The sequence below is a fragment of the Oceanibaculum sp. genome, from assembly GCF_022449305.1.
Lineage (GTDB): Bacteria > Pseudomonadota > Alphaproteobacteria > Oceanibaculales > Oceanibaculaceae > Oceanibaculum > Oceanibaculum indicum.
In genome coordinates this window covers 1-11,792 of sequence record NZ_JAKUSO010000038.1, presented here as the reverse complement: position 1 = coordinate 11,792, position 11,792 = coordinate 1, and the positions used below count along the sequence as shown (strand labels likewise).

8 protein-coding genes and 1 tRNA gene are annotated in these 11,792 nt (G+C 64.8%); 6 read left to right on the top strand and 3 right to left on the bottom strand.

Annotated features, from left to right (window positions below):
- Position 1: 1 nt before the first annotated feature.
- Positions 2 to 1,189 carry a glutamine-hydrolyzing carbamoyl-phosphate synthase small subunit gene (gene carA, locus MK313_RS12095; RefSeq protein WP_287781822.1) on the bottom strand — a complete coding sequence of 396 codons (1,188 nt, stop codon included), beginning with the start codon at positions 1,187 to 1,189 and terminating at the stop codon, positions 2 to 4.
- A 226-nt stretch (positions 1,190 to 1,415) separates the two neighbouring features.
- On the opposite strand from carA, the gene MK313_RS12090 reads away from it, so the two are divergent.
- The 5 genes from MK313_RS12090 to MK313_RS12070 all read left to right on the top strand — a co-directional run bounded on the left by MK313_RS12090 (position 1,416) and on the right by MK313_RS12070 (position 8,344).
- On the top strand, positions 1,416 to 1,874 hold the full coding sequence (locus MK313_RS12090) for a GatB/YqeY domain-containing protein (RefSeq protein ID WP_040706731.1): 459 nt from the start codon (positions 1,416 to 1,418) through the stop codon (positions 1,872 to 1,874).
- A gap of 168 nt (positions 1,875 to 2,042) precedes the next feature.
- Complete coding sequence (gene dnaG / locus MK313_RS12085) at positions 2,043 to 4,121, top strand: DNA primase (protein ID WP_287781821.1); 2,079 nt, start codon at positions 2,043 to 2,045, stop codon at positions 4,119 to 4,121.
- Between the two features lie 70 nt (positions 4,122 to 4,191).
- On the top strand, positions 4,192 to 6,150 hold the full coding sequence (gene rpoD / locus MK313_RS12080; protein ID WP_287781820.1) for an RNA polymerase sigma factor RpoD: 1,959 nt from the start codon (positions 4,192 to 4,194) through the stop codon (positions 6,148 to 6,150).
- Between the two features lie 142 nt (positions 6,151 to 6,292).
- Positions 6,293 to 6,368 (top strand) — tRNA-Ile (locus tag MK313_RS12075).
- 29 nt (positions 6,369 to 6,397) lie between these two features.
- A complete protein-coding gene (locus MK313_RS12070; protein WP_287781819.1) occupies positions 6,398 to 8,344 on the top strand; it encodes a glycosyltransferase family 92 protein in 1,947 nt (648 codons plus the stop codon).
- An 85-nt stretch (positions 8,345 to 8,429) separates the two neighbouring features.
- Here the strand turns inward: MK313_RS12070 and katG are convergent, their stop codons facing one another.
- The gene (gene katG, locus MK313_RS12065; protein ID WP_287781818.1) at positions 8,430 to 10,604 is read right to left on the bottom strand and encodes a catalase/peroxidase HPI; all 2,175 of its coding nucleotides are present in this window, start codon (positions 10,602 to 10,604) and stop codon (positions 8,430 to 8,432) included.
- Positions 10,605 to 10,759: 155 nt separating this feature from the next.
- Here katG and MK313_RS12060 point away from each other — a divergent pair, with 155 nt between their 5' ends.
- A complete protein-coding gene (locus MK313_RS12060) occupies positions 10,760 to 11,662 on the top strand; it encodes a hydrogen peroxide-inducible genes activator (protein WP_287781817.1) in 903 nt (300 codons plus the stop codon).
- Positions 11,663 to 11,672: 10 nt separating this feature from the next.
- Here the strand turns inward: MK313_RS12060 and MK313_RS18210 are convergent, their stop codons facing one another.
- Entirely contained in the window at positions 11,673 to 11,789 is a 117-nt protein-coding gene (locus tag MK313_RS18210; RefSeq protein WP_416054139.1) for a hypothetical protein, read from the bottom strand.
- Positions 11,790 to 11,792 lie beyond the last annotated feature (3 nt).

Below are 11,792 nucleotides of genomic sequence, written 5' to 3'. Positions count from 1 at the left end.
TTTACTTCCGATCCATCATGTCAACGAAGCGGGTGAACAAATAGTGGCTGTCGTGCGGGCCGGGGCTGGCTTCCGGGTGATGCTGGACGGAGAAGACCGGCTTGCCCCTGACCTTCAGCCCCTCGACCGTGCCGTCGAACAGCGAGACATGGGTGACCTCGACATTGTCGGGCAGTGTGTCGGGCAGCACGACGAAGCCGTGATTCTGGCTGGTGATCTCCACCTTGCCAGTCTCGTTGTCGCGCACCGGATGGTTGGCGCCGCGATGGCCGCGTTCCATCTTGCCGGTCTTGCCGCCCATCGCCAGCGCCAGCATCTGATGGCCGAGGCAGATGCCGAAGACAGGCATGTCGCGCTCGACCAGTTCGCGGATCACCGTCACGGCATAGTCGCCGGTCGCTGCCGGGTCGCCCGGGCCATTGGCCAGGAACACGCCGTCCGGCTCGTGGCGCAATATATCTTCAAGGGTGGAGGTTGCGGGCACCACCGTGACCTCGCAGCCGGCGCTCGCCAGGCAGCGCAGGATGTTGCGCTTGGCGCCGTAATCGATGGCGACGACGCGCTTCTTCGGGCTGTTGAGCGTGCCATAGCCTTCCGGGCGCTCTCCGTCGGCAAAGGCCCAGCGGGTCTCCTCCCATTTGTAGGTCTGCCGGCAGGAGACTTCCTTGGCCAGGTCCATGCCCTCCAGCCCCGGCCATTCGGCGGCCAGCCGGTGCAACTCGGCAATATCCAGATTGCCGTCGGGCGCGTGGCACAGGGCGCCGTTCGGCGCGCCCTGGTCGCGGATGCGGCGGGTCAGCTTGCGGGTGTCGATGCCGCTGATGCCCGGCAGGTCGTGGCTCTTCAGCCAGTCGTCCAGATGCCGGGTGGCGCGGTAGTTCGACGGATCGGTCACCGGCGCGCGCAGTACCAGCCCGCGTGCCGGCGGGGTGATCGTCTCGATATCGGCATCGTTGGCGCCGACATTGCCGATATGCGGGAAGGTGAAGGTGATGATCTGGCCGGCATAGGACGGGTCGGTCAGGATCTCCTGATAGCCCGTCATCGAGGTGTTGAAGCAGACCTCGCCCACCTTCGTCGTGGCGGCCCCCAGTCCATATCCCCAGAATACCGTCCCGTCGGCGAGCACCAGCGCCGCCGTCGCCCCCTCTGGCCGGGGCGGGACGTTGAAACCATATTGATTTGGCATCGGGCCTATCCTATATCGAGCGCCCGCGCACCGCAGGAGTTGCGGGCGCACGAATGGCAGCGGCGGGCAAATTGCCGGAGTGATAAGCAAATCGCGTGCCGCCGTCAAGTGTTGAGAAATAAAATTTTCTCAACAAAACCAATGAGTTGGTAATTTTTATCAATTTGCGCGGGACGCAGTTTTGCATTACCGTCGCATGACTTCGCCCCTGAATGCGAGGAACTTAATGCTTCGCCAACGACTTAACGAATCGCTTAAAGAAGCGATGAAGGCGCGTGACGTGCGCGCCGTGTCCACCCTGCGGCTCATCCTGGCGGCCCTCAAGGACCGCGACATTTGCGCGCGGGGCCGTGGCAACGCGGATGGCATCGACGAGGCCGAGATTCAGCAGATGCTGCAGAGCATGGTGAAGCAGCGCCATGACTCGATCGAGATGTATGAGCGCGGCGGCCGCTGCGAGCTGGCCGAGCAGGAGCGCGGCGAAATCGAGATCATCCAGAAGTTTCTGCCGCGTCAGCTCGACGAGTCGGAGCTGACCAAGGTGGTCGAGAAGGCGATCAGCGATGTCCAGCCTGCCGGCGTGAAGGACATGGGCAAGGTCATGGCCTTCTTGAAGCAGAACTATCCGGGCCAGATGGATTTCGGCAAGGCGTCCGGCATGGTGCGTGGCCATCTGACGGCCTGACCGCACATATCTGTTCTTGCGCTGAAGCCCCCGGCCGGTCCGGGGGCTTCGTCTTTTCGTGGCTTATAGTGACTCGCACATCGGCCGAATCGGCGTATGATGGCGCCCGCATCTTGGCACGGTGTCGCTGAACGACGACGAACCGCTTTGACGAACCGCTGGGATTAGATGTCTTTTCCGCCCGAATTCCTGAACGAACTGCGCGACCGGCTGGCCGTGTCGGAGATCGTTGGCCGGCGCGTGCGCCTGCAGCGCAAGGGCCGGGAATTCCAGGGTCTGTGTCCGTTCCATAACGAAAAGACGCCGTCCTTCACCGTCAATGACGACAAGGGCTTCTACCATTGCTTCGGTTGCGGGGCGCATGGCGACGTCATCACCTTCGCCATGAACACCGAGGCGCTGAGCTTCCCGGAAGCCATCGAGAAGCTGGCCCAGATGGCCGGGTTGCAGGTGCCGGCCCAGCATCCGGAGGAACGCGCGCGCGACCAGAAGCGCCGCACGCTGGAAGAGGTGATGGAGGCGGCATGCCGCTGGTACGAGCGCAATCTGCGCCTGCCGGTCGGCAAGCAGGCGATGGAATATCTGAAGGGCCGCGGCCTCGACGAGGCGACGCTGAAACGCTTCCGCCTGGGCTATGCGCCGAACGAGCGCAGCGCCCTTAAGGCGCATCTGGTCGCCGAGGGCTTCGAGGAAGCGCTGATCGTCGAGGGCGGGTTGCACAAGCCGGCCGAGGAAGCTTCTGATCGGCCGGGCGAACGGGCGCGCGGCGCCATCGATTATTTCCGCGACCGGGTCATCTTCCCGATCACCGACCGGCGTGGCCGGGTCATCGGCTTCGGCGGCCGCGTCATGGGCGATGGCCAGCCGAAATATCTGAACTCGCCGGAAACCCCGCTGTTCCACAAGGGGCGGGTGCTCTATGGCCTGGCCCAGGCGCGCGAGGCGGCAGGCAAGGCCGGCAGCGTGCTGGTCACCGAAGGCTATATGGACGTGATCGGCCTCGCCATGGGCGGGTTCGATTATGCCGTGGCGCCGCTGGGCACCGCCCTGACCGAAGAACAGATTCTCCAGCTGTGGAAGCTGGCGCCGGAGCCGGTGCTGTGCTTCGACGGCGATTCCGCCGGCCAGCGCGCCGCCGCGCGCGCGGCCGAACGCGCCCTGCCGTTGCTGAAGCCGGGCTATTCCCTGCGCTTCGTCACGCTGCCGGCGAAGGAAGACCCGGACAGCCTGATCCGCAAGCAAGGCTCCGCCGCGATGCGCCGGCTGATCGACAAGGCCGCGCCGATGGTCACGGCGTTGTGGCGGATCGAGCAGGCGAAGCTGCAGAACGAGACGCCGGAGCAGCTGGCCCTGCTGCGCCAGACGCTAGAGGAGCATGCGGCGAAGATCGCCGACCGCACGGTGCAGGGCTTCTACCGCGCGGCCCTGTTGCGGCAGATGGACGAGGCCTATCCGGCGCTGGCCGGGCTGATGGGGGAGGCGGCGCCGACTCCGGCCGCTGGGGCGCGGCCCGCTGGCGATGCCGATCTCGGCGGCTACCGCCAGGGCTATGGCGATGGCTATGAGGATGGCCATCTGCAGGGCTATCGGCGCGGCTGGCGCGACCGGCCGGGCGGCAAGTACAATCCGCGCGCCCGCCGGCGGGAGCCGGAAACCCAGGCCGATCTGGCGGCGAAGCATATCGAGCGCACCGGCAGCCGGCGCTTTGCCTTCGCCCTGCGCTCGCGCCGGTCCGAGCAGATATTGCTCGCCGCGCTGATCAATCATCCGGCGCTGATCGATGAGTTTTCGGAGGCCGTCTCGCTGCTGCCCTTCGCGGATGCCGAGCTTGACAGGTTGCGGGAGGAGATTCTACACGTCCCCGCTAGCGTTTCCGACCTTGACGTTCCGCATGTCGAGAGCCACCTAATTGCGCAGGGTTATTCCACGGCCCTGGAGCGGCTGCGGTCGCCCGAGGTCGAGGAGACGGCCCGTTTCATTGGCGCCTCGGCTTCTGCCGACAGGGCGCGAAGCGTGCTTCAGGAACTGCTGTCGCGGGCATCCGCGCAAGCCGAACTTGAAGCACAGTTGGCGGAGGCCCAGGCGGCCCTCGCTGGCGAGATGACCGAGGAAAACTGGACGCGCATGGAGTCGCTGAGGCAAGCCTTGCAGGAACTCGTCACCGGCCCGGATTTCGGTGATCAGGCTTTTGCCGACGTAAGTGCGGGATCGCGAAACGGCGGACGCGGGTCCGGTCAGCAGTCTTAGTTGTGGGAATGATGCGGCGGATGCTGGGGGGTGTCCGTTCCGCATATGTTTATCGAGAGGGCAGTAGCGAATGGCAACCAAACCGGCGACGACCGACGATAAGGACGATTCCCGCGACGATCAGAATGATGCGCCGCTGATCGACAATATCGGTGCCGCTGTGAAGCGCCTTATCCAGAAGGGTAAGGAGCGCGGCTATATCACCTATGACGAGCTGAACGCCGCGCTGCCGTCCGACCAGATGTCGTCGGAGCAGATCGAGGACATCATGACCCAGCTCTCCGAGATGGGCGTGAACGTCATCGACGACGAGGACAAGGAAGAGCGCGAGGATCGCGGCGCCGCCGGCGATGACGACGAAGATGTCGTGAAGGGCGGCAATATCGACGATGACGATATCGGCCGCACCGACGACCCGGTGCGCATGTATTTGCGTGAGATGGGATCGGTCGAGCTGCTGTCGCGTGAGGGCGAGATCGCCATCGCCAAGCGGATCGAGGCCGGCCGCGAGGCGATGATCGGCGGCATCTGCGAAAGCCCGCTGACCTTCGATGCCATCCTGGCCTGGCGCGATGCGCTGCTGGATGGCCGCATCCTGCTGCGTGACATCATCGATCTGGACGCGACCTATGGCGCCGGTCCCGATGCCGAGGAGGCGGAGGGCGACGGCGAGGGCGACGAGGAAGCGGCGCCCGCCGAGGCCAAGGAAAATCAGCCGGAAGGCGAGTCGGAAGAGGCCGAGGAAGGCGACGAGGACGACAACACCATGTCGCTCTCGGCGATGGAAGCCGAGCTGAAGCCGATGGTGCTGGAGCAGCTCGACCAGATTGCCGAATCCTATGGCAAGCTGCAGAAGCTGCAGGAGCGCCGCCTGCTGAAGATCCAGAAGGGCGAGGCGCTGACCAAGCAGTCGGAGGCCAAGTACGAACAGCAGCGCTCCGAGCTTGTAGAGATGATGAACAAGATCCGGCTGAACAACAGCCGGATCGAAGCGCTGATGGAGCAGATTTACGAGCTGAACCGTCGCCTGACCGGGCTGGAGGGGCGCATCCTGCGTCTGGCCGAGACGGCCGGCGTGAAGCGCCCGGACTTTCTGAAGGCCTATTTCGGCAACGAGCTGAACCCGAACTGGCTGGAGACGCTGGCCGGCCGCTCCAAGGCCTGGGACAAGTTCCTGACCACCCAGGAAGAAGAGGTGCGCAAGCTGCGCCAGCTGGTCGCCGACATCTCCTCGGAAGCGGCCCTGCCGATCGGCGAGTTCCGCCGCATCGTGCAGACCGTGCAGAAGGGCGAGCGCGAGGCCAGCCGGGCGAAGAAGGAAATGGTCGAGGCCAACCTGCGCCTCGTCATCTCCATCGCCAAGAAATACACCAACCGCGGCCTGCAGTTCCTGGACCTGATCCAGGAGGGCAATATCGGCCTGATGAAGGCGGTCGATAAGTTCGAATACCGCCGCGGCTACAAGTTCTCGACTTATGCCACCTGGTGGATCCGGCAGGCGATCACCCGCTCCATCGCTGATCAGGCGCGCACCATCCGTATCCCGGTGCACATGATCGAGACGATCAACAAGCTGGTGCGCACCAGCCGCCAGATGCTGCACGAAATCGGCCGCGAGCCGACTCCGGAGGAGCTGGCCGAGAAGCTGGCCATGCCGCTGGAGAAGGTGCGCAAGGTGCTGAAGATCGCCAAGGAGCCGATCTCCCTCGAAACCCCCATCGGCGACGAGGAAGACAGCCATCTGGGAGATTTCATCGAGGATAAGAACGCCATCCTGCCGGTGGATGCGGCGATCCAGGCCAATCTGCGCGAGACCACGACGCGCGTGCTGTCCAGCCTGACGCCGCGCGAGGAGCGTGTGTTGCGCATGCGCTTCGGCATCGGCATGAACACCGACCACACGCTGGAAGAAGTCGGCCAGCAATTCTCGGTGACGCGCGAACGTATCCGCCAGATCGAGGCGAAGGCGCTGCGCAAGCTGAAGCACCCCAGCCGCAGCCGCAAGCTGCGCAGCTTCCTCGACACCTGAGACGCTGCTTCCGTCGTGGGATAAAGAGACCCGCCGTGCTTTCAGCCGGCGGGTTTCTCTTTGACGCGGGTGGAATGCGCGCCTCGGTTGACGGCGCCTGTCCCATGCGGGATAAAGCCGAACACGGCGTCTGCCACCTAACGGGCCTGTAGTTCAGCGGTTAGAACCCGCCGCTCATAACGGCGTTGTCGCAGGTTCGAATCCTGCCGGGCCCACCATCTTTCCCCGGACTGTCCGAAGGAACCGTATGCACGGCTGTCTCGACGCGGTGGAACTGGGGCTGGTGTATGGCTGGGCCTGGAATCCGCAGGCGCCGGACGAGCCGGTCAGCGTCGATATCCAGCTCGACGGCGTCAGCATCGGCAACTGTATCGCCGATATCTTCCGGCCAGATCTGCGCGATGCCGGCATCGGCGATGGCCGGCATGCCTTCCAGTTCCGCCTGCCGGCATCCCTGCTGGACAATAAGGTCCATACTGTTTCGGTCCTTATTCCATCGCTTGGCGTGCCCATTGGCCCCGCCCAGCAGGCGTTTCTGGCGGACGAGGCCCGGTCCGTAGTTCCGGGCATGGCGGTGCGGGAACGCCCGAAGCCGCATTATCTGACAATCTGCGCCATCGTTCGAAACGAAGGGCCGTATCTGCTGGAATGGATCGCCTATCACCGGGCGGTCGGGGTGGATCATTTCCTGATCTTCGACAATGAAAGCACGGATGGCAGCCTTAGGATGCTCTCTTCGCTGAGGGCAGCCGGCATCATCGACCTGCTGCCCTGGCCCTCCGCCGCTTTCCCGGAAAACCGTCAGGCTGCCGCCTATATGGGCGCCATGTTCCGCCTGCGCGACGTGACGGAATGGATCGCCTTCATCGATCTCGACGAATTCCTGGTGCCGAGGGAGGCCGCCTCGCTGCCGGAGTTCCTGCGGCTCTATCCCGATGTACCGGCCCTCGGGGTCGGCTGGCGGCTGTTCGGCTCCTCCGGCGCGGAAAGCCGGGAGCCCGGCCTGGTGATGGACAGGTTCCGGCGGTGCGCCCCGCCAGCGCATCCGATCAACCGGCATGTGAAGAGCATCGTGCGGGCCGATTATCTGAAGCGGCCGAACATCCATCTGCATCATCTGGTGGATGGGGTGACGGTGGACGAGCATCGCCGCGCGATCCCGCTGGGACGGGGCGGCCAGCATCCGGAGGCCAGCACGGACCTGATCCAGGTCAACCACTATATGACCAAGTCGCGGGCGGAATGGGACGCGAAGCGCCGGCGCGGCCGGGCCGATCTCGCGCTCGACATGCCGGCGCGGGTGCGCTCTGAACGCGAGTTCGAACTGCATGACCGCAACGAGGTGGAGGATGCGGCGATCCTCCGGTTCCGGCCTGCCGTGCTTGAAGAGATGGGTCGGCTGGAAAAGCTGATCGCGGCGCATGCCGGCGCCGCCATCGAGGCGTGGCGGGAGAAGCTGGCGCTGCCCTTGCCGCCAGAGGATCTGGTGGAGCTTGTCGGCGGCAGCGATAATTATCTGGCGGTCGGCCGGTCGATCCGCGATGTGCTGGCGCAGCAGGGCGGTCTCCTGCCGACGGACAGGGTGCTGGAGGTCGGCTGCGGCGTCGGCCGCATCGCCCATGCGCTGAGCGAGTATATGGACGCCGCCGGCCGCTATGACGGGGTGGAGATTCACAAGCCGCATGTGGACTGGTGCGCCACTCACATCACCCCGGCCTACCCGAATTTCCGCTTCCACCATGCCGATATCCGCAACGCCGCCTATAACCCCGGCGGGGCGGTATCGGCAGCCGGCTACCGGCTGCCCTTTGCGGACGGGGCGTTCGATTTCGTCTTCCTGGCCTCGGTCTTCACCCATATGCGGGAGGCGGATATCCGGGCTTATCTTACGGAAATCCGGCGCGTGCTGACCCCGGGCGGCCGCCTGATGGCGACGTTCTTCCTGCTGAACAAGGAGAGCCGTGCCGCACTGGAGGCCGGTACGCCCCGGCTGGAACTGCCCTATCGGACGGACCGGTTCTGGGCGCATTCCGAGGACTGTCCCGAAGTAGCCATCGCCTTCCGGGAGGATATCGTCATGGCGATGCTGGAAGAGGCCGGCCTGACGCTGGACCGGGTGGCGCCTGGCGACTGGGTGCCGCGCGTCGATGAAAGCCTCAGCTATCAGGACATTATTTTCGCGCGTCGTCTCTGATCTTTTCGGCGTTCGGTCAGCGCAAAAGAAAACCGGCCGCCAAGGGTATGGCGGCCGGCTTCCCGGATGAGAGGGATGGCGTCGCTTAGGCGATGTCGAAGCGGCCGGCGTTCATCATCTTGGTCCAGGCGGCAACGAAGTCCTTCACGAACTTCTCCTTGCCGTCATCCTGGGCATAGACCTCGGCATAGGCCCGCAGGATCGAGTTGGAACCGAACACCAGATCGACGCGGGTCGCGGTCCATTTCGTCTTGCCGGTCTTGCGCTCGACGATCTCGTACAGGTTCCTGCCCGCCGGCTTCCAGGTGTAGGCCATGTCGGTCAGGTTCACGAAGAAGTCGGTCGTCAGTGCCCCGGCGCGGTCGGTGAAGACACCGTGCGTCGTGCCGCCATGGTTGGTGCCGATGACGCGCATGCCGCCGATCAGGGCCGTCATCTCATGGGCGGTCAGGCCCATCAGCTGCGTGCGGTCGAGCAGCAGCTCCTCCGCACTGACGGCATAATCCTGCTTCAGCCAGTTGCGGTAGCCGTCATGGATCGGCTCCAGCGGCTCGAAGGATTCGGCATCGGTCATCTCGTCGGTCGCGTCGCCGCGGCCGGGCGAGAACGGCACCTCGATGTCGAAGCCGGCGGCCTTGGCGGCCTGCTCGACGCCGACATTGCCGGCCAGCACGATCACGTCCGCCACGCTGGCGCCGCTCTGGGCGGCAATGCCCTCCAGCACACCCAGCACCTTCTTCAGGCGGGCCGGCTCATTGCCTTCCCAGTCCTTCTGCGGGGCCAGGCGGATGCGGGCACCGTCGGTGCCGCCGCGCATATCGGAGCCGCGATAGGTGCGCGCGCTGTCCCAGGCGGTGGCGACCATCTCGCTGGCCGTCAGGCCGCTGGCGGCGATCTTCGCCTTCACCGCCTTAACGTCATAGCTGGTTGGGCCGACCGGGACCGGGTCCTGCCAGATCAGGTCTTCCTGCGGCACGTCCGGGCCGAAATAGCGCACCTTCGGGCCCATGTCGCGGTGGGTCAGCTTGAACCAGGCGCGGGCGAAGGCGTCGGAGAAGGCGTCGAAATCCTTCGCGAACCGCTCCGAGATCGCCCGATAGGCCGGGTCCATCTTCATCGCCATGTCGGCATCGGTCATGATCGGCATGCAGCGGATCGAGGGGTCCTCGACATCGACCGGCATGTCTTCCGGCTTGATATCGATCGGCTGCCACTGCCAGGCGCCTGCCGGGCTCTTCTTCAGCTCCCACTCATAGTTCAGCAGCAGGTGGAAGTAGCCATTGTCCCACTTGGTCGGGTGGGTGGTCCAGGCGCCCTCGATGCCGCTGGTTACGGTGTTACGGCCGATGCCCCGCGTGGTCTTGTTGTTCCAGCCCATGCCCTGCTCCTCAAGGCCGGCCGATTCCGGATCGGGGCCAAGCAGTGCCGCATCGCCATTGCCATGGGTCTTGCCGACGGTGTGGCCACCGGCTGTCAGCGCCACGGTCTCCTCGTCGTTCATCGCCATGCGCTTGAAGGTCTCGCGCACCTGGCCGGCGGTCTTCAGCGGGTCCGGTTGGCCGTTCACGCCTTCCGGGTTCACATAGATCAGGCCCATCTGCACGGCGCCCAGCGGGTTTTCCATCGTCGAGGGATCATCGACGCTGTCATAGCGGCCATCGCTGGGGGCGAGCCATTCCTTCTCGGCACCCCAATAGACGTCCTTCTCCGGGTGCCAGATATCCTCGCGGCCGAAACCGAAGCCGAAGGTCTTCAGCCCCATCGACTCATAGGCGATGGTGCCGGCCAGGACCATCAGGTCGGCCCAGCTGACCTTGTTGCCGTACTTCTTCTTGATCGGCCACAGCAGGCGCCGCGCCTTGTCGAGATTGACGTTATCGGGCCAGGAATTCAGCGGCGCGAAGCGCTGGTTGCCAGTGCCGCCGCCGCCACGACCATCGGCCAGCCGGTAGGAACCGGCGGCGTGCCAGGACATGCGGATCATCAGGCCGCCATAATGGCCCCAGTCGGCCGGCCACCAGTCCTGGCTGTCGGTCATCAGCGCGTGCAGATCCTTCTTCAGCGCCGCGACATCCAGCTTCTTCAGCTCCTCGCGGTAGTTGAAGCCCTTCCCCATCGGGTTGGTCTTGCTGTCGTGCTGGTGAAGAATGTCGAGGTTCAGTGCGTTCGGCCACCAGGACATGACCGAGGTGCTGGTGGCGGTGTTACCGCCATGCATGACCGGACACTTGCCGGCGGCTCCCTTGCTTGGTGCGTTCATCGTTCGTCTCCGACGCTTGGTTTGCGGAATTACGGGAAATTCGTCATTCAGCGCTTGTTGTTCTTGCTGTACGCCGCTTCCTTGCCATCGAAGTATGGTCGAGATGTGTTATAAGATAAAATTGCATTTTCAAATCTGTATGATATGAAAAACTTATGACTGATATCTCCATGAAACAGCTGCGCTATTTCGAGGCACTGGCCCAGCACGGCCATTTCGGTCGCGCCGCCGAGGCCTGCGCGATCTCTCAGCCGGCCCTGTCCCTGCAGGTGAAGGAACTGGAGGAGATCATCGGCGCGCCGCTGGTCGAACGGGGCGCGCGGCAGGTCCGCCTGACCAGCCTGGGCGAAACCCTTGCGGTGCGTGCGCGGGTTATCCTGCGCGCGGTGGAGGAGCTGGGGGATCTCGCCCGCGCCTCGCACCGGCCCTTTACCGGGCGCCTGCGCCTTGGCGTCATCCCGACGATCGCACCCTATCTGCTGCCTTCCGTCATCAACAGCCTGTCGCAGACCTATCCGGGGCTGGATTTGCAGCCGCGCGAATCGACGACACAAAGGCTGATCGGCGAGTTGATGAATGGAAGGCTGGATGCTGCGATCCTGGCGCTGCCGGTGTCGGAGCCGGCACTGGCCGCCGTCTCGCTGTTCGAGGAGGAATTCTTCCTGGTCCGCCCGCAGGCCGATGCGGACCAGCCGGTGCCGAGTGCGGAGACGCTGCACGACATGCGGCTGCTGCTGCTGGAGGAGGGGCACTGCTTCCGCGATCAGGCGATATCCTTCTGCAAGATCTCGGTCTCGCCGTCGCGCGACATGATCGAGGGCAACTCGCTGTCCACCCTGGTGCAGATGGTCGGTGCGGGGATCGGTGTCACCCTGATCCCGGAAATGGCGGTGCCGGTCGAGACGCGCTCGGCCCCGGTCTCCGTCGTCCGCCTGCCGGTACCCCGGCCGACCCGGACCATCGGCATGGTCTGGCGCCGCACCAACCCGCTTGCCGATGAACTCACCCAGATCGCCGATATCGTCCGCGCGGCGGGAACCGGACAGTTGGCAGCCTGATCGCCCTTCCTTAGGCCGATTTCCGCATCGTCCAGCTGCGCCAGCCGCCGCTGGCGGTGATGTCGCGGGCGGTGGCGACGGCACAGGCCTCGCACAGGAAGCCCGGCACCCAGCGCCCGTCCGCCAGCGC